Annotated in this window: 19 protein-coding genes and 1 pseudogene; 9 read left to right on the top strand and 11 right to left on the bottom strand. The window is 61.4% G+C overall.

Annotated features, from left to right (window positions below):
- Position 1: 1 nt before the first annotated feature.
- From BM186_RS13625 to BM186_RS13605, 5 genes are read right to left on the bottom strand one after another with little or no spacing between them, the layout of a single operon-like run.
- Entirely contained in the window at positions 2–274 is a 273-nt protein-coding gene (locus BM186_RS13625) for a VirB3 family type IV secretion system protein (protein WP_014596914.1), read from the bottom strand.
- Positions 271–612 (bottom strand): TrbC/VirB2 family type IV secretion system protein, encoded by a 342-nt coding sequence (locus BM186_RS13620; RefSeq protein ID WP_014596913.1) that lies wholly within the window; start codon positions 610–612, stop codon positions 271–273. Before BM186_RS13620 ends, BM186_RS13625 begins: the two co-directional genes overlap by 4 nt.
- Positions 584–1552, bottom strand: coding sequence for a P-type conjugative transfer ATPase TrbB (gene trbB, locus BM186_RS13615; RefSeq protein WP_014596912.1), 969 nt, complete (start codon positions 1550–1552; stop codon positions 584–586). The genes BM186_RS13620 and trbB overlap by 29 nt, the downstream gene beginning before the upstream one ends.
- Before the next feature lie 59 nt (positions 1553–1611).
- The gene (locus tag BM186_RS13610) at positions 1612–2046 is read right to left on the bottom strand and encodes a CopG family transcriptional regulator (protein WP_074915929.1); all 435 of its coding nucleotides are present in this window, start codon (positions 2044–2046) and stop codon (positions 1612–1614) included.
- Positions 2043–4034 carry a conjugal transfer protein TraG gene (locus BM186_RS13605; RefSeq protein ID WP_074915926.1) on the bottom strand — a complete coding sequence of 664 codons (1992 nt, stop codon included), beginning with the start codon at positions 4032–4034 and terminating at the stop codon, positions 2043–2045. Before BM186_RS13605 ends, BM186_RS13610 begins: the two co-directional genes overlap by 4 nt.
- Positions 4035–4391: 357 nt before the next feature.
- Here BM186_RS13605 and znuA point away from each other — a divergent pair, with 357 nt between their 5' ends.
- The gene (gene znuA / locus BM186_RS13600) at positions 4392–5363 is read left to right on the top strand and encodes a zinc ABC transporter substrate-binding protein ZnuA (RefSeq protein WP_010791789.1); all 972 of its coding nucleotides are present in this window, start codon (positions 4392–4394) and stop codon (positions 5361–5363) included.
- A 52-nt stretch (positions 5364–5415) separates the two neighbouring features.
- Here znuA and BM186_RS13595 read toward each other — a convergent pair whose 3' ends face one another.
- Genes BM186_RS13595 through BM186_RS26320 form a run of 3 tightly spaced genes read right to left on the bottom strand, consistent with a single transcriptional unit; the run spans position 5416 to position 7216 of the window.
- A complete protein-coding gene (locus tag BM186_RS13595; protein ID WP_003116624.1) occupies positions 5416–6081 on the bottom strand; it encodes a hypothetical protein in 666 nt (221 codons plus the stop codon).
- An 11-nt stretch (positions 6082–6092) separates the two neighbouring features.
- Positions 6093–6818, bottom strand: coding sequence for a HupE/UreJ family protein (locus tag BM186_RS13590; RefSeq protein ID WP_003119946.1), 726 nt, complete (start codon positions 6816–6818; stop codon positions 6093–6095).
- A 56-nt stretch (positions 6819–6874) separates the two neighbouring features.
- Complete coding sequence (locus BM186_RS26320; RefSeq protein WP_124209411.1) at positions 6875–7216, bottom strand: hypothetical protein; 342 nt, start codon at positions 7214–7216, stop codon at positions 6875–6877.
- Between the two features lie 101 nt (positions 7217–7317).
- Here BM186_RS26320 and BM186_RS13585 point away from each other — a divergent pair, with 101 nt between their 5' ends.
- Genes BM186_RS13585 through BM186_RS13570 form a run of 4 tightly spaced genes read left to right on the top strand, consistent with a single transcriptional unit; the run spans position 7318 to position 9870 of the window.
- Complete coding sequence (locus BM186_RS13585) at positions 7318–7605, top strand: metal-sensing transcriptional repressor (protein WP_003116626.1); 288 nt, start codon at positions 7318–7320, stop codon at positions 7603–7605.
- Between the two features lie 9 nt (positions 7606–7614).
- The gene (locus BM186_RS13580; RefSeq protein ID WP_003116627.1) at positions 7615–8733 is read left to right on the top strand and encodes a nickel/cobalt efflux protein RcnA; all 1119 of its coding nucleotides are present in this window, start codon (positions 7615–7617) and stop codon (positions 8731–8733) included.
- A 1-nt stretch (position 8734) separates the two neighbouring features.
- A complete protein-coding gene (locus tag BM186_RS13575) occupies positions 8735–9175 on the top strand; it encodes a YqaA family protein (protein WP_003116628.1) in 441 nt (146 codons plus the stop codon).
- On the top strand, positions 9172–9870 hold the full coding sequence (locus tag BM186_RS13570) for a TraX family protein (RefSeq protein WP_014596907.1): 699 nt from the start codon (positions 9172–9174) through the stop codon (positions 9868–9870). Before BM186_RS13575 ends, BM186_RS13570 begins: the two co-directional genes overlap by 4 nt.
- Before the next feature lie 129 nt (positions 9871–9999).
- Here BM186_RS13570 and BM186_RS13565 read toward each other — a convergent pair whose 3' ends face one another.
- The 3 genes and pseudogenes from BM186_RS13565 to BM186_RS26310 all read right to left on the bottom strand — a co-directional run bounded on the left by BM186_RS13565 (position 10000) and on the right by BM186_RS26310 (position 11900).
- Positions 10000–11358 carry an SNIPE associated domain-containing protein gene (locus BM186_RS13565; RefSeq protein WP_003119948.1) on the bottom strand — a complete coding sequence of 453 codons (1359 nt, stop codon included), beginning with the start codon at positions 11356–11358 and terminating at the stop codon, positions 10000–10002.
- Positions 11359–11515: 157 nt separating this feature from the next.
- Positions 11516–11680: pseudogene (locus BM186_RS26315) on the bottom strand (transposase domain-containing protein); the annotation flags it as partial.
- Positions 11637–11900, bottom strand: coding sequence for a transposase (locus BM186_RS26310; protein ID WP_001446199.1), 264 nt, complete (start codon positions 11898–11900; stop codon positions 11637–11639). The pseudogene BM186_RS26315 and the gene BM186_RS26310, both read right to left, overlap by 44 nt.
- Positions 11901–11971: 71 nt before the next feature.
- On the opposite strand from BM186_RS26310, the gene BM186_RS26305 reads away from it, so the two are divergent.
- The 4 genes from BM186_RS26305 to clpK all read left to right on the top strand — a co-directional run bounded on the left by BM186_RS26305 (position 11972) and on the right by clpK (position 16232).
- Positions 11972–12178 carry a hypothetical protein gene (locus BM186_RS26305; protein WP_014596902.1) on the top strand — a complete coding sequence of 69 codons (207 nt, stop codon included), beginning with the start codon at positions 11972–11974 and terminating at the stop codon, positions 12176–12178.
- A 223-nt stretch (positions 12179–12401) separates the two neighbouring features.
- Entirely contained in the window at positions 12402–12599 is a 198-nt protein-coding gene (locus BM186_RS13545; protein ID WP_350353647.1) for a helix-turn-helix transcriptional regulator, read from the top strand.
- 117 nt (positions 12600–12716) lie between these two features.
- On the top strand, positions 12717–13286 hold the full coding sequence (gene hsp20, locus BM186_RS13540) for a small heat shock protein sHSP20 (protein WP_014596901.1): 570 nt from the start codon (positions 12717–12719) through the stop codon (positions 13284–13286).
- A gap of 96 nt (positions 13287–13382) precedes the next feature.
- Entirely contained in the window at positions 13383–16232 is a 2850-nt protein-coding gene (gene clpK, locus BM186_RS13535) for a heat shock survival AAA family ATPase ClpK (protein ID WP_014596900.1), read from the top strand.
- The last annotated feature ends 4 nt before the right edge of the window (positions 16233–16236 follow it).

The raw sequence follows: 16236 nt of genomic DNA, 5'->3' as shown, positions 1-16236 counted from the left end.
CTCACACATCCAGCAGCGACGGCTGCTTGATATGCCGGGCAAATACCTGCAGGAACTGCGGATCCAGACGTGCGCCCCACACCGCCAGCGTGTGGCCGACCAACCAGAGCGCCAAGCCAGGCAGCCACAGCTGCAGGCCCAGACCGACCACCGCCGCCAGAGTACCGTTGAGGATCGCCACGTTGCGCGGCGCGCCACCGAGCAGAATCGGCTCGGCCAGCGAGCGGTGCAGTGGCACCTCGAAACCGGGGATGAGTTCGCGCTCGCCGTTCATGCGATCACCGCCCCGCCGGCAAAGCTGAAAAAGCTGAGGAAGAACGACGACGCGGCGAAGGCAATCGACAGGCCAAAGACAATCTGGATCAGCTTGCGAAAGCCGCCACTGGTGTCGCCGAAGGCCAGCGTCAGGCCTGTGGTAATGATGATGATCACCGCGATGATGCGCGCCACCGGCCCCTGTACCGAATCAAGGATCGATTGCAGTGGTCCTTCCCAGGGCATTCCGGAGCCAGCGGCGAGCACTGGCAGGGAGGCGCTCAAGCAGAGGGCGCCGAGCATCAAGGCGCCGACGAGGCGACGACGATTAGCAACGCGGGGATGGCAGGCAGTCATGACTGTTTTCCTGAGTCAGTGAAGGAATGAATGCGGGGGCGATGGAAGTGAGTTGATAGCCGCGCTCGTCATAGCCGGTGACGCGGGCGATCTGCTGGACATAGCGCGTGCGGCCACGTCCGGCGAGAAACACCAACAGGTTGACCGCCTCGGCGATCAACGCCCGCGGCGCGGCCAGGGCGACCTCCAGGATCAGTTGCTCCAGGCGCAGCAGCGCCCCCTGCGCGGAACCGGCATGGATGGTGGCGATACCGCCGGGATGGCCGGTGCCCCAGGCCTTGATCAGATCCAGTGCCTCACCGCCGCGCACCTCGCCGACCACCACGCGGTCGGGGCGCAGACGCAGCGTGCTGCGCACCAGATCAGCCATGGAGACCACGCCGGGCTTGGTGCGCAGAGCGACGTGATCGAAGGCCGGACACTGCAGTTCGACCGTGTCCTCCAGCACCAGCACGCGGTCACCACTACCGGCCACCTCGGCCAGCAGCGCGTTGGCCAGAGTGGTCTTCCCGCTGCTGGTGCCGCCTGCCACCAGGATGTTCTGCCGCTCACTTACGGCCACACGCAGGTGCTCGGCCTGCGCGGCGCTGAGAATGCCGTCGGCCACGTACTGCTGTAGCGGGATGACGCCGGCGGCGCGTTTGCGCAGAGCGAAGGTCGGCCCAGCCACTACGGGCGGTAGTACACCTTCGAAGCGCTCACCAGTCTCTGGCAACTCTGCACTCAGCAGAGGCTTGTTGCGATGTACCTCCTGGCCGACATGCGCAGCCACCAGGCGGATGATCCGTTCACCATCGGCAGCCGCTAGCGTGCCTAGATGGGCGCGGCCAGCGGACAGTCGATCCAGCCAGAGCGCGCCATCGGGGTTGAGCATCACCTCGACCACGTCCGGATCATCCAGGGCCGCGGCAATCAGCGGGCCCATCGCCGTGCGCAACATACGCGTGCGCCGATCCAGAGAAGCTGCCGCTGCACTCAGCAAAGGGGACGAGGCGACAGTCATGGACGCTCTCCCGAGACCTGGGCCTCTGCCTGAACCTCTTCGTGCACGTCTTTGACCAGGCTGCGTCCGCGCTGCAAGTGACGCCCCAGTTGTTCTACGAACTGGCTGAATCGCAGCTTGCCCTGCGAGCGTGCTGCTTCCTGATGCGCCTCTGGTATCGGCGTGCTGACCGTGAGGTAGTAGCGCACATACAGCGCCACAGTCTCGATCAGGATGTGCTGGTCGCGCTCCAGGCGCTCGAACTGACTTGACAGGCGATCCAGGCGTTTGGCCATGGCCACCTCGCGCTGCTCGCCGGACTCGGGCGACAGCCAGGAGGCCAGCGCCGCGGCGATGATTGAGGACTTCGACACGCCCTTGGTGATCGCCAATTCGTTCAGGCGCTTGGCATGCTCAGATTGGATAAATAGGTTGAGGCGGGCTCGGCTCATAGGGCTATTCCATCGTCAGGGTCGAGGGCTGCCAGCCGCGCCACGCGTTGCAGGCGTGGGTCCGGCTGGGTGGGGAAGGGGGCGGGAATGTCGTCCTCGTCGAGCAACAGCAGGTCGCTGGTCAGCTCGTCGTGATTTGGCAACTGGGCGAGTTCCGCCAGTTCGGGCTGACGGCGTGGGCCGCCGTCCTCGACGGTCTCGTCGTCGTCCAGATCGGTCGTCGACACAGCAACGGACGCAGGCACGGCCAGGCCGCTCCAGTCGTCTGGGCGTGTCGCTGGTACGTCTGCGTAGCGGCCCGGCTGCAAGCGCGGCGCCGGCAGTACCCGGCTCTGGAAGTTGGTGTCGGTGAAGTAGCGCAGCTTCTTCGCGCGGATCGGTGCGAGACCTGAGAGCATCACCACGGCCTCGTCGCTGGGCAGTTGCATCACCTCACCTGGAGTCAGTAGTGGGCGAGCGGTTTCCTGGCGCGACACCATCAGATGGCCCAGCCAGGGCGCCAGACGGTGGCCGGCGTAGTTGCGCTGCGCGCGCAGTTCGGTGGCAGTGCCGAGGGTCTCGGAGATGCGTTTGGCGGTGCGTTCGTCGTTGGTGGCGAAGGTCACCCTCACATGGCAGTTGTCGAGGATCGAATGGTTTTGGCCGTAGGCCTTGTCGATCTGGTTCAGCGACTGCGAGATCAGGAAGGCGCGCAACCCGTAGCCGGCCATGAAGGCCAGGGCCGTCTCGAAGAAATCCAGACGTCCCAGCGCCGGAAACTCATCAAGCATCAGCAGCAGTTTGTGCCGGCGCTCGATGCCGTCGGAGCCGTCGAGCGACTCGGTCAGGCGTCGGCCGACCTGATTGAGGATCAGACGGATCAGTGGCTTGGTGCGGCTGATATCCGAGGGCGGCACGACTAGGTACAGCGACACCGGATGCTCGGCCGAGATCAGGTCGGCGATGCGCCAGTCGCAGCGCGAGGTGACCTCGGCCACTGTCGGGTCGCGGTACAGACCGAGGAACGACATTGCAGTGGACAGCACGCCAGAGCGCTCGTTGTCGCTCTTGTTCAGCACCTCCCGCGCGGCCGAGGCCACCACTGGATGGGGCGCATCGCCCAGGTGCGGCGTGGTCATCATCCGGTGCAGGGTCAGCTCGAAGGTGCAGGCCGGATCTGAGAGGAAGTTGGCGACGCCGCGCAGGGTCTTGTCCTGACCGGCGTAGAGCACGTGTAGGATGGCGCCGACCAGCAGCGCATGACTGGTCTTCTCCCAGTGGTTACGCCGCTCCAGCGCTCCCTCCGGGTCGACCAGGATGTCGGCGATGTTCTGCACGTCGCGCACCTCGTGGGCGCCGCGCCGCACTTCCAGCAGCGGGTTGTAGGCGGCCGAGGCCAGGTCTGTGGGGTTGAACAGCAGGCAGTGCGAGAAGCGCGAGCGCCATCCCGCAGTCAGGCTCCAGTTCTCGCCCTTGATGTCGTGGATGACCGCCGAGGCCGGCCAGGTGAGCAGGGTGGGTACCACCAGGCCGACGCCCTTGCCCGAGCGCGTCGGCGCGAAGGTCAGCACATGTTCGGGGCCTTCGTGACGCAGATACTGATTGTCGAATTGGCCGAGGAACACACCCGCAGGCTGGGTCAGGCCAGCCTTGCGCACCTCATCCGCGTCGGCCCAGCGCGCCGAGCCGTAGGTGGTGACTCGGCGTGCCTGGCGCGCCCGCCAGATCGCCATGCCAATGGCCACCACCAACGCCAGCAGGCTGCTGCAAGCAGCGATGCTACCGCCGACATTGAATACGTCCGGCGCGTAGGCATCGAAGACGAACCACCACTCAAACAGACGCCAGGGATGATAGACCGGCGTGCCCAGTAGTTCGAACCAGGGCGCGCCAAGGCGAGCCTGGTAACCGAGCGCGGCTGCCGTCCGCTGGGTGGCACCCCATACCCCGGACAGGGTAATGGCCAACACCACAATTACTTGGCCGTACAGCACCGTTGTTGCATGCATCCCCGAACCCAACCTCCCAGACAAAACGCACGGCACGCGGATGTGCCGCGGGCGAGAGGTTCGGTACTGGGAAGGAAGGGGGTCAAAGACCGTTTCGGCGAGGACTAAGAAGGTAGGGGCAACACAGCAGGCTGGGGCGGTCGGTGGAAAAGCTCAGCAGGGTGTGTACACGAGGTAGATGTCTATCCGAAGCTGCGCCTGGCGACAGGCAGAAACCGGCCACAAGCGGTCCTTGGAGCTAGCCCGATTGAAAGGTTTTGGGGTTCTGTGAGATCGCCATGTCATTCAGGGATGGCTGAAGACTGCAAGTAATTTTGATATGTTATTCCGTAACGATATCCTTGCGAGATAGCCTCAATGCACCGCTTACTGACCCACTTCTCCAGCGTGATGCTGGGATTGCTGTTCGCTGCGCCTGCCTTTGCAGAAGTCCGCGTACTGACCAGTATCAAGCCTCTCCAGTTGATTGCCGCTGCCGTACAGGACGGAGTCGGCAAACCCGGTGTACTCCTGCCGCCAGGGGCATCTCCCCATCACTTCACACTGCGTCCTTCTGACATTCGCAACGTGCGAGAGGCAGACTTGCTCTACTGGATCGGGCCGGATCTTGAAACGTTCCTGCCAAGAGTTCTGGAAGGCCGTAGGGCAATGACTCTGGCTGTCCAGGACATCAGTGGGCTGCACCTGCGTCGCTTTGGTGAAGAACATCGGCACGACGAAGAACCCGCTGACGAGCACGAAGAGGAGCACACTGATGTGCATGACGAAGGGACAGAGGCTGGCGAGCACGACGAACTACATCGCCCAGGGGCACTTGATGCTCACCTCTGGCTTGATCCCGACAATGCACGCAAGATCGCTTCGCGTATGGCGAGCGATCTGTCCAGCATCGACCCTGCGAACGCTGCTCGCTACCAGGCAAATCTGGCAGCATTCGATCAACGTCTGGCGGCCATGGACGAAAAGATCGAGGATCGCCTCAAACCGTTGGCCGGCAAACCCTTCTTCGTCTTCCATGAAGCTTTCGACTACTTCGAGGAGGCATTCGGCCTGAGGCATGCAGGGGTATTCGCTGTAAGCGCCGATGTTCAGCCAGGTGCGAGAAAAGTTGCCGATATGCGCAAGCGCTTGGAACTGGCAGGAGCCAGCTGCGTGTTCAGCGAGCCGCCCATTCCGCCTCGTCTGGCGCAGACGCTCAGCGAAGGGTTGCCAGTAAGGCTGGCCGAGCTTGATCCGCTTGGCTATGACGTGAAGGTCGACGCGTTGGGCTATGAGCGTCTACTGGAGGCGCTGGGGAGCAATCTGGCCGGTTGCCTGGAGCGGCTTTAAGATCATCGCACGACGCTGGCAGAACCGGCCCCATGAGGGGCCGGTTTTGTTTTCAGATCACGCGTTTGATGGCGATGTAATCTCCTTGGGTGCGCAGAGTGACGGTGACCGACTTGTCTGTTCGGTTACGCCAGAACCAGCCGTGCTTGCCGTCGAAAGCCGCCTCCAGAACGCCACTGTCTTCCGGGGTGAAGCGCCCTTTGCCGTACCCGTGGTAGAAGTCGCGCGGTGCGTTGTAGGGGTCGCCGTGGGTGTCGTAGTTGACCTGGCCGCCATTGGCCGTCCAGAAGTAGTTGACCTTGGCGCCCTTGATCATCTCCAGCTTGATTTCGGCGCCCTGGCCGGGAGCCAAGTCAATGCTCATCTCGTGCTTCAGACCTGCCACTTCCGGCGCTGCCGGCGCTACGGGCGCGGACGATTGAGCAACTTCGGTTGTCACCTCGGGGGCTGGCTGCGTGCTGGGCTGAACCACCGCAGGCGCCTGCACGACCAGCGCGGCGACCTCGGCAGCGGCCTCTTCGGCCAGCTGCTGCTTGATCTCGCCCATCTGAGTGAGGCCCAGCATGCGTCCCGCACCAGTCGGGTCGATGGCATATTCCGAAGGCATCACCACGGTGACCAACAGGACGATGGCGACAATCAGGGCAATGACGGTGGAGCGCAGCAACTGCTGACTGCTCGGCAGTTCGTTGAGGCTTGGGGCTTTGCTATTGAACATATGGAAATTCCTTACTGAGAGACGATCAGGCCGGTGAGCTGGTAACCCATCAGCAGGAAACCGGCGCTCATCATGGCAACGTTGGCGGTATAGGCATGGCGCCAGAAGCTGGCGGTACGCCGCCAGTAGCCCATCAGAATGAGGATGGTGCCGAGGGCCAGCAGTTGACCGATCTCGACGCCGACATTGAAGGCGATCAGGTTGGCGATCAGGCCATCCGGCGAGATTTCGAACTCCTGAATCTTGGTCGCCAGGCCGAAGCCATGCAGCAGGCCGAATATCAGCGTGGCCGCACGGGTATCGGGCTGATAGCCAAACCAGCGCTGAAAGGCACCCAGGTTATCCAGTGCCTTGTACACCACCGAAAAGCCGATGATGGCGTCGATCACGTAGGGGCTGATGCTGATGCTGCTTAGCACTCCGAACAGCAAAGTGATCGAGTGGCCGACCGCGAACAGCGTGACATACAGCCCCACGTCCTTCAGGCGGTAGAGGAAGAAGATCACCCCGAACAGGAACAGCAGGTGATCGTAGCCGGTGATCATGTGCTTGGCGCCCATGTACACGAACGGCACCAGCAACACCCCTGTGCTTTCCTGGATGAAGCCTTTGTCGCCTTCGGGAACACCATGGGCAAGAGCCTCTGGCATGCCTATCAGCAACAGAACGAATGCCAATAGGGGGAGCAGGAACGGTCGGCGCAAGGCGCCATTACCGCGAAGAGATAGCGAATGCATAGGTAGATCCTGAGTTGATGAAGTCTGGGCCACGAGGGCCAGAGTCGAAGAGATACTCAGAATCGAGGGGGACGTTCTATCCGCGTGCTGTGGCCACTGGGCAAGCGCAGTGGGCCGGCAGTCAATGGCTGCTCCGCCGCTAGGTATTGAGGCGTCGGCAGCCAGGCCGAGAGGTGCGGGGTTTCATGGACATGGTCGGCCATCAACGACGAGTGCTGATGGTCTCCCCAGAGCTGAAAATCTTGTTCGCTCAGGTCCTCATCATGGCTGTGCTGATGAGAGATGGTGCCCACTTGCGCAATTTTTCCGTAGCCGGAAAACGCATGCCCCGCCCACAGCAACATCGACAGTAGTGCCAGAGCGGAAAGAAATCGGCATGTAGCAATTTGGCTCAGCATCGACGGACTGATTGCGACTCGACAGGAGGATTGCCTGGTTTGACGCATCCCCCCCAGGGGGATAGGATGCGATGGCGATTATCCTTGCACGAGGCTCCGCGATGAGCAAGCACGAACACGAACATCAGCACCAAAGTCATAAGGAAATCATCAAAAGGTTGAAGCGTGCCGAAGGCCATCTGCGCAGCATTGTTGGCATGATCGAAGATGGACGCGCGTGCGTTGACATTGCCCAGCAACTGCATGCGGTTGAGAAAGCGGTGTGTCAGGCCAAACGCACGCTGATTCAGGATCACATCGACCACTGCCTGGAGCACACGGTCGGCGCTCTCACCAACGGTGAGCGGGCGCCACTTGAAGAATTCAAGCAGATCACCAAGTACCTCTGAGCCCCCGCCATGTCGTCCTTTGCCGAACTCTTGCAACAGGGGGCCAGCCAGGCTTGGCTGTATGTTCCCACCGCCATCCTGCTAGGTGCCCTGCACGGCCTGGAACCTGGGCACTCGAAAACCATGATGGCGGCGTTCATCGTGGCGATCCGTGGCTCTGTCCGTCAGGCCATCCTATTGGGTCTGGCTGCGACGGCCTCGCATACAGCGGTGGTCTGGCTGGTTGCCATCGGCGGTATGTATCTGGGTCAAAACCTCGACGCCCAGACGACCGAGCCATACTTCCAGCTAGCCTCGGCGGTTCTGATCATCGGCATCGCCCTGTGGATGCTCTGGCGCACCTGGCGTGGAGAGCAGATGTGGCGCTTCGAACAGGAAGGTGATCATCCTCACTCGCATGACCATGCGCACGACGAAACGCGACGTATCGACACCGGTCACGGGCGCATCGAGCTGTCAATTTTCGAGGAAGGTGTCGCTCCGCGTTGGCGATTACGTACGATCAGCGGTCAGCCCTGGAAGGCCACAGATGCCTGGCTACAGACGACCCGCGCCAACGGCCGCATGCGGCGCTTCGCTTTTACCGAGCGCGATGGCTATTTGGAGTCCGTGGATGAGATCCCAGAACCGCACGAATTCGACGTGCGATTGAGCCTCGGTCATGGTGGCCACTCCCACGACTATGACCTGGCGTTTCATGAACATGCCCATGCAGACCTGGACGGCTTGGAGCTGTCACTGGATGGCTATCAGGACGCCCATGAGCGAGCCCATGCCAACGATATTCGTCGGCGATTCTCCAGCCGCAACGTGAGTACTGGGCAGGTCATTCTCTTCGGCCTGACGGGAGGACTGATTCCCTGTCCTGCGGCTATCACCGTGCTACTGCTCTGCCTACAGGTCAAGGAAGTCACGCTTGGTGCGGTGTTGGTGCTCAGCTTCAGTGTCGGTTTGGCCTTGACCCTGGTGGCTGTGGGTGTAGCGGCAGCCATTGGCACGCGTCATGCCTCCAACCGCTGGCCCTGGTTGGGTGCGGTAGCGCGCCGCGCTCCGTACCTGTCCAGCCTGCTGATCATCGGAGTGGGCATCTATGTCGGCCTGCACGGGTGGGCAGGGTTGAATACCTGAAATGTGGGACTTCTCAGCCTACCTGGGGTTGTTCGTCGCAGCCTTTGGGGCCGCCACTCTGCTGCCAATGCAGTCCGAAGCGGTGTTGACCAGCTTGCTGCTGGCAGGCAAGCAATCTCCGGCCTTGTTGCTGGTAGTGGCTACGGTTGGCAACGTACTTGGCTCGATCATCAACTGGCTACTGGGGCGCTACATCGAGCACTTCCGCCATAAACGCTGGTTCCCGGTAGCGGATGACAAGTTGCTACGTGCTCAGCGGGCCTACCACCGCTATGGGCGCTGGTCACTGCTGCTAAGCTGGGCGCCGATCATTGGCGACCCGTTGACCGTTATTGCCGGCATGCTGCGTGAGCCGTTCTGGAGCTTTCTGCTGATCGTACTGGTGGCCAAGGCGGGGCGTTACCTGGCGCTGGCGGCGTTGGCGTTCGGGGTGTTGGGGTGAGGCGCGATGCGGGGCTCGATCTGGTCAAGTGGTTGGCCATGTTCAGCATGCTGATCGACCACCTGCGCTATTTGTGGCCTGACGCTTACGGCCTGTTCATCATAGGTCGTCTCGCTTTTCCGTTGTTCTGTCTGAGCATCGCAGCCAACGTCACCAGAACCCGCCCCGGCGAACTATTCAGCGAAGGAAATGCGCGCTACCTCGGCTGGTTGCTGGTGTTCTCCCTGATTTCGGAATTGCCGTACCGTGAACTCTCACCGGAAAGTGCGACGCTCAACGTGATGCCGACTTTGTTACTTGGTCTGCTGGTCGCTTGGGGCGTCCATCACGCGGACCGGAACAGCCTGCTACTGGCTACTGGAGCGCTGGTCCTTGCGATACTTTTCCATCATCAACTGATGTACGGCTTAGTCGGTGTGATTTTGCCTGCTGCCTTTATGCTTGGGCTGCGAGGCATGCGTTGGTGGTGGCTGCCTGCCGTACTAGCCATTCTGGCCAACAGTCGTAATCGCTGGTTGGAAGGCTGGGGGGTCACACCGGAGACGGTGGCGATGTTCGTTATGGCTGGTGCCGCTGCGCCATTTGGCCTTGCCCTGTTGCGGCAATCCAGCTCTCTCCGTCCTTGGCCTGTTGGACGATGGGGATACTGGTTCTATCCAGGTCACCTGGCAGCCATATACCTGGTGAGCCCCTGAAAGGGCGTTTGTCCGCTTCTGGCCGATTGCAACCTGCCGTATCCTCTGCTTTCGGCCAGAAGCGGCCGATCATGCAGAGACTTAGAGGACTTCCATTTAAGGCTTGAAGGTACCTACGAAACCGGGGATTCAGCTCTGTGCTGCAGCTGGTTCTAATTGCTGAACTGTAGCCTTGGGTGATTCCATCCGTAGGCTCTCTCGATACTGCTCTGCTGGAGCTTCGTGAGTGACCTCGACAGCAGCATCGTAGTTTTCTCGAATGACCGCCTCTATTTCAGCAATGTCGGCGCGGAAGAACTCCTTGCGCCCGTTAACCTTATTTAACCGACCGGCCGCAAAACGTTCATGAAGCTTTGCTTCCAATGCTGGGGCGTTATCCGAGAAAACCATCGCATGTACGTCAAACCAGAATGGCACCGACGCATCACCTAACTCATCGACGCGATCCATTGGCTCCAGGCGGCGGGTCATACCGATCTTGTAAATTCCTTCCCCGAATGCTCCGACGTTGGAGATCACATAAACGTAGCCAGCTTTGGCGTTCTGTTCGCGATAGTCGATAAGTTTCTCTTCGCTTTCCAGCGCAGCGCGACCTGCTTCAATCTCTGCCAACTTGGCCACAAGCGGCGCGCGTTCCTCCTCCGATTGTGCCTTTTCCAAGCGAGCCTGTAGCTCGCGCATTGCGGTCGCGAAGTGTTTGCGCTCCTTAGCGATCTTCTCCCGAGCGGCGCGAATCTCCTGCTCTAGCTTCTGCTGTTCCCGCAGCTCTTCTCGGGCGCGCTTGGCATCTTCCTTTTCCTCTTGCTTCTTAACCTGAAACTCATGGGCAAGGTGCAGTTCGTCAATCTTGAGGCTCAGGTACTTCCGAGATAGCTCAACGGACATCACTCTGCCGAGACGGTTGCAGGTTTCGAAGGACTTCAGAATGCGCTTTTCGCCCAGCTCTACGTTGTCGAATTTTACATTGTCGACGCAGTAGTCAGCTTCATTGTTGAATGATCGGAGCACCAACTTGATCATGTCGTTGACCAGCTTCCGACCTTCTACCTTGCTCCCATTCACCTCCCAGTTAGTGTTTCCACTCGCTGCCGTTCCACTTTTGATTAAGGCTTTCTGCTGCTCGCGAACCCCGACCAGTCGGGCTTTGTACTCATGGCTGGAGTTCAACTTGAACTTGGGCTCGTAGAGCGCAAAGCTTTCAAGAAGCAGTGTCTCTTCCCAGACGAGGATCTCCCTCTGCAAGTCAGAGGAGCGTTGCGCGAGCGCAGCTGCATCTTGCTCAGCTCGCTGAACCTCCTGGTGCACGGCCGCCAGCTTTCTTTTCTCCTGAGCGATCAGATTTTTGACCTCTACGACTTCCATGGCGCCGATCTGCCTGGTGAGTGCCTGAAGTTGCTGATAGCGCGCCTGAAGGTCAGTCAGTTGCAGGTCAAGATCATCGGCCCGCCTCCGGTGCTCAGGTCCCTTCCAATAGTCACTAAGGGCCATGTGGTTCCTTCCTCGTGTAGATCAAATTGTTGCTTGGCTCTGGACGCCAACCTGGGAGTCTTTATAGCCCAGCCGAACTGTATTGGCCGCTGAAGAAGTGCGGATTCCACGCCATTCGGACACTCAGCCCACGCTGATCCGGACACCTGTTCCACGATCATTCGGACAGGCAGTCGGAGCGCAGCGACGCAGGGGTGGCATTGTTAGTCTGAGGCGCCCGCTGCGTCGGCAACCGTGTCAGCACATCCTTGAGATAGGCATACGGATCGTGCCCATTATTACGGGCCGACTGGATCAAACTCATGATCGCAGCAGCGCACTTGAGCATGCGATCCCGCGCCGAGCATTTGAGAAGGCAACGGGATGAACGCTGGCTGGATAGCCGTGGTTTTCTGGGTATGCAGCCGAATCCATTTGTGGACGAGGTTGGCATTGAGGCTGTAGCCCAAGGCGATGTTTGCGATGGAGGCACCGGGTTCAGAACACTCCTGAATGACCTGGGCCTTGAAAGATTTGCTGTAGGTACGGCGCTGAGGGGGCATGGAAAATCCGCTTGATGGGCCATGGCCTTCGGCGGCGGTGTCGGGAAGGTGTGTTGGCCGGACGGATACTGTTGAACTACGTTGTCTGGGGCAACGGAAGTGTTTCGGCCCGACTCTGGAACGCGATCCGCAGCGACGACTGGGCAATTCCGCACGTTGGTCTGAGCAGCCTCGGGGAAATCGTCGGCTGGGCGCGCCCAGACGAGTTTCCGCCAAGGAACATGCAGACGAGCAAGGGGCTGCGGGCACTCGGCTACAACGTGAGGATCGGTGTTTGATCGAGGCGCCTGTGGCACACGCAGGCTGACGAGCCAGGCGCTGTCCATGGCCTGATCAGGCCGCCCCGCTGCGCCTTGCCTGAGCAGTTGACCTGCATCAATGGGGCGGGAGATCGCTGTACATTGACTCTTGATGTTTGTCCTGGTAGGCGCAATATCTTGCAAAGTCTTGTAAGGATTTCCTTGGCCGGAACCGCAAAGCGACGCGATTGGAGAGGGTGAGATGAAAGCGCACCTACAGGTGATTTTCACGCTCGATGAATTGGCTGCGTACTTGAAAGTCGGCAAGCGGACGCTTTATCGGCTCGCGCGCACGGGGAAATTCCGGCTTTCAAGGTGGGCGGGACGTGGCGGTTTCGTCAAAGTGAAATCGATCAGTGGATCAATGATCAGACCCGAGCCGGAGCAAAGAAGGAGGTGATGCGCAAGCGTGAACAGCAGCAGTCATCCGAGCAGCCCGTGTCGCCTGGGCGCACTGCCCGTCGCAGCAGGCAAAGGGCTTGAGTAACTCGTTTTTCAATTTTTCTGGAGGTATGACATGGACATTGATTTCAAGAAGTTGGCTCCCTGGAACTGGTTCAAGAACGAGCAGCAAGAGCAGCAGACCGCCTCTTCCCTGCCGGTGCAGCGCAATGACCTGCCAGCGGCGAGCGGGCCAGTCAGCCCGATCCTGCAACTGCATCGCGAGATCGACCGGCTGTTCGATGACGCGTTCCGGGGCTTCGGTTTTCCGGCGCTGGCCATGCCGCGGCTGCCATCCGATTGGTCGGGCATGCTGAAGCCGGCCCTGGATATCCAGGAAACCGACAAGCAGTACAAGATTGCCCTGGAAGTGCCCGGTGTCGAGGAGAAGGACATCCAGATCACCCTCGACAACGACGTGCTGGTGGTGCGTGGCGAAAAGCGCCAGGAACAGGAGAAGAAGGAAGGTGGCTTCCACCGTGTGGAGCGCTCCTACGGCAGCTTTCAGCGTGCCTTGAACCTGCCTGACGACGCCAACCAGGATTCGATCAAGGCATCGTTCAAGAACGGGGTGCTCACGGTCACGATCGACAAGCGCGAGGTCAGCGCGCCGAAGCAGGGACGTTCGATCCAGATCAACAGCTGACGTCGCCGGCTCGTTCGTCACAAGAAAAACCCGGTACGAGACGAGGTGTCGCGGCTCGCGATGCCTCGTCGCCTCAACTTTCTCAGGAGCATCAGCATGGCCAGAAAACAATGCCAGGTCTGTGGCCAACCCGCCACCGTGCGGGTGGAAGCCAATCTCAACGGTCGTCACAGCACCATGCTGTTGTGTGACGACCATTACCGCCAACTGGTGCGCCAGCAAAAGCGCACCGTCTCGCCGCTGGAAGCCTTGTTCGGCTCGCGCAGCGGCCTGTTCGAGGACTTCCTCGGCAGTGATTTCTTCCGCATCGGCGACGACGCGACGCCCGTTGCCGCCGATACCGATGACGTGGTCGATGCCTCGTTCGGCGAGCCCGCCGCCGCAGGTTCGGGTGCGCCGCGCCGTCGCGGCAGTGGTTTGGCCAGCCGCATCAGCGAACAGTCGGAAGCCCTGCTGCAGGAGGCCGCCAAACACGCTGCCGAATTTGGCCGCTCCGAGGTGGATACCGAACATCTGCTGCTGGCGCTGGCCGACAGCGACGTGGTCAAGACCATCCTGGGTCAGTTCAAGATCAAGGTCGATGACCTCAAGCGGCAGATCGAGTCCGAGGCCAAGCGCGGAGACAAGCCATTCGAGGGCGAGATCGGCGTGTCGCCCCGCGTGAAGGATGCGCTCAGCCGCGCCTTCGTGGCCTCCAATGAACTCGGCCATTCCTATGTCGGTCCGGAGCACTTCCTGGTCGGTCTGGCCGAGGAAGGCGAAGGTCTGGCCGCCAACCTGCTGCGCCGCTACGGCCTGACGCCGCAGGCGCTGCGCCAACAGGTCAGCAAGGTGGTCGGCAAGGGCGCCGAGGATGGTCGCGCCGAGACGCCGACCAACACGCCGGAACTCGACAAGTACTCGCGTGACCTGACCAAGATGGCGCGCGACGGCAAGCTCGACCCGGTGATCGGCCGCGCGCAGGAGATCGAGACCACCATCGAGGTGCTGGCCCGGCGCAAGAAGAACAACCCGGTGCTGATCGGCGAGCCGGGCGTGGGCAAGACCGCCATCGTCGAGGGGCTGGCGCAGCGCATGGTGGCGGGCGAAGTGCCCGAGACGTTGCGCGACAAGCGCCTGGTGGAACTCAACATCAACGCAATGGTGGCTGGCGCCAAGTACCGGGGCGAGTTCGAGGAGCGCGTGCAGAAGGTGCTCAAGGAAGTGACCGAGCACCAGGGCGAGATGATTCTCTTCATCGATGAAGTGCACACCATCGTCGGTGCCGGCCAGGGTGGCGGCGAAGGCGGGCTGGACGTGGCCAACGTGTTCAAGCCGATGATGGCGCGCGGCGAACTGAACCTGATCGGCGCCACCACGCTCAACGAGTATCAGAAGTACATCGAGAAGGACGCCGCGCTGGAGCGTCGCTTCCAGCCGGTGATGGTGCCCGAGCCGACGGTAGCGCAGACCATGATGATCCTGCGCGGCCTGCGCGACACCTTCGAGGCGCATCACAAGGTCAGCATCACCGAGGATGCGATCATCGCCGCCGCCGAGTTGTCGGACCGCTACATCACCGCACGCTTTTTGCCTGACAAGGCCATCGACCTGCTCGACCAGGCGGCCGCACGCGTGAAACTGTCGGCCACAGCCCGCCCGGTGGCGGTGCAAGAGCTGGAGTCCGAACTGCACCAGCTGCGGCGTGAGCAGGACTATATGGCCTCGCGCAAGCAGTACGACAAGGCCGCCGAGCTGGGCAAGCGCATCGAGACCAAGGAGACTGAACTCAAGAAGCTCGTCGAGGAATGGGAACGCGAGCGCGCCTCGGGCAGCGCCGAAGTCAAGGCCGAGCATGTCGCGCAGATCGTCTCGCGCCTGACCGGCATTCCGGTCAACGAGCTGACGGTGGAAGAACGCGAGAAGCTGCTGCATCTGGAGCAGCGGCTGCACGAGCGCCTGGTGGGCCAGGACGAAGCGGTGCGCGCGGTGGCCGATGCCGTGCGGTTGTCGCGCGCGGGCCTGCGCGAGGGCAGCAAGCCGGTGGCGACTTTTCTGTTCCTCGGGCCGACCGGCGTGGGCAAGACCGAGCTCGCTAAGGCGCTGGCCGAGTCCATCTATGGCGATGAAGGTGCGCTGCTGCGCATCGACATGTCCGAGTACGGGGAACGCCATACCGTGGCACGCCTGGTGGGCGCGCCTCCGGGTTATGTGGGCTATGACGAGGGCGGCCAGCTCACCGAGAAGGTGCGTCGCAAGCCCTACAGCGTGTTGCTGCTGGACGAGATCGAGAAGGCTCACCCCGACGTCTACAACATCCTGCTGCAGGTGTTCGACGACGGGCGGCTCACCGACGGCAAGGGCCGGGTGGTGGATTTCACCAATACCATCATCATCGCCACCTCGAACTTGGGCTCGGACATCATCCAGCGTCGGCTGAAGGCCCGTAGCGCCGCCGGCGAGGAATACGAGAAGACCAAGTCCGAGGTGATGGACGTGCTGCGCGGACACTTCCGCCCCGAGTTCATCAACCGCATCGACGAGATCATCGTATTCCATGCGCTGGGCAAGGAGGAGATCCGCCATATCGTCGGCCTGCAGCTCGATCGTGTGGCCCGCAACGCCGCCAGCCAGGGCGTGACGCTGACCTTCGATCAGACCTTGATCGATCACTTCGCGGAGGAAGGCTACAAGCCCGAGTTCGGCGCGCGTGAGCTCAAGCGGCTGATCCGCAGCGAGCTGGAGACGGCACTGGCGCGCGAGATGCTGGGTGGCGGTATCGGCAAGGGCGATCACGCCAGCGCCCGCTGGGATGACAAGGCCGAACGGGTGGTCTTCGAGCGCCAGGAGCCACCCGCGAAGCCGGCCGAGCCAGAGCAGCCGGATGCCGCGAAGGCGGCCGAGGCGCCGCATGGCGACGCGGGTAAGGGCTCGCGCAAGAAGAAGTCGGCGAGCGACGCGTCTTAATGTT

Origin of the sequence: Ectopseudomonas toyotomiensis (genome assembly GCF_900115695.1) — a bacterium.
Classification (GTDB): Bacteria; Pseudomonadota; Gammaproteobacteria; order Pseudomonadales; family Pseudomonadaceae; genus Aquipseudomonas; species Aquipseudomonas toyotomiensis.
This window is presented reverse-complemented; position numbering and strand designations above follow the sequence as displayed.

Excerpts from the sequence above, each read along its gene's own strand:
- BM186_RS13585 (WP_003116626.1), top strand. The coding sequence starts at position 7,318 with ATGAGCAAGCACGAACACGAACATCAGCACCAAAGTCATAAGGAAATC.
- BM186_RS13610 (WP_074915929.1), bottom strand. The coding sequence starts at position 2,046 with ATGAGCCGAGCCCGCCTCAACCTATTTATCCAATCTGAGCATGCCAAG.
- trbB (WP_014596912.1), bottom strand. The coding sequence starts at position 1,552 with ATGTTGCGCACGGCGATGGGCCCGCTGATTGCCGCGGCCCTGGATGAT.
- BM186_RS13545 (WP_350353647.1), top strand. The coding sequence starts at position 12,402 with ATGAAAGCGCACCTACAGGTGATTTTCACGCTCGATGAATTGGCTGCG.
- hsp20 (WP_014596901.1), top strand. The coding sequence starts at position 12,717 with ATGGACATTGATTTCAAGAAGTTGGCTCCCTGGAACTGGTTCAAGAAC.
- BM186_RS26320 (WP_124209411.1), bottom strand. The coding sequence starts at position 7,216 with ATGCTGAGCCAAATTGCTACATGCCGATTTCTTTCCGCTCTGGCACTA.
- BM186_RS13565 (WP_003119948.1), bottom strand. The coding sequence starts at position 11,358 with ATGGCCCTTAGTGACTATTGGAAGGGACCTGAGCACCGGAGGCGGGCC.
- BM186_RS13605 (WP_074915926.1), bottom strand. The coding sequence starts at position 4,034 with ATGCATGCAACAACGGTGCTGTACGGCCAAGTAATTGTGGTGTTGGCC.
- BM186_RS13620 (WP_014596913.1), bottom strand. The coding sequence starts at position 612 with ATGACTGCCTGCCATCCCCGCGTTGCTAATCGTCGTCGCCTCGTCGGC.
- BM186_RS13580 (WP_003116627.1), top strand. The coding sequence starts at position 7,615 with ATGTCGTCCTTTGCCGAACTCTTGCAACAGGGGGCCAGCCAGGCTTGG.
- BM186_RS13575 (WP_003116628.1), top strand. The coding sequence starts at position 8,735 with ATGTGGGACTTCTCAGCCTACCTGGGGTTGTTCGTCGCAGCCTTTGGG.
- BM186_RS26310 (WP_001446199.1), bottom strand. The coding sequence starts at position 11,900 with ATGCCCCCTCAGCGCCGTACCTACAGCAAATCTTTCAAGGCCCAGGTC.
- BM186_RS13590 (WP_003119946.1), bottom strand. The coding sequence starts at position 6,818 with ATGCATTCGCTATCTCTTCGCGGTAATGGCGCCTTGCGCCGACCGTTC.
- BM186_RS13625 (WP_014596914.1), bottom strand. The coding sequence starts at position 274 with ATGAACGGCGAGCGCGAACTCATCCCCGGTTTCGAGGTGCCACTGCAC.
- clpK (WP_014596900.1), top strand. The coding sequence starts at position 13,383 with ATGGCCAGAAAACAATGCCAGGTCTGTGGCCAACCCGCCACCGTGCGG.
- BM186_RS13595 (WP_003116624.1), bottom strand. The coding sequence starts at position 6,081 with ATGTTCAATAGCAAAGCCCCAAGCCTCAACGAACTGCCGAGCAGTCAG.
- znuA (WP_010791789.1), top strand. The coding sequence starts at position 4,392 with ATGCACCGCTTACTGACCCACTTCTCCAGCGTGATGCTGGGATTGCTG.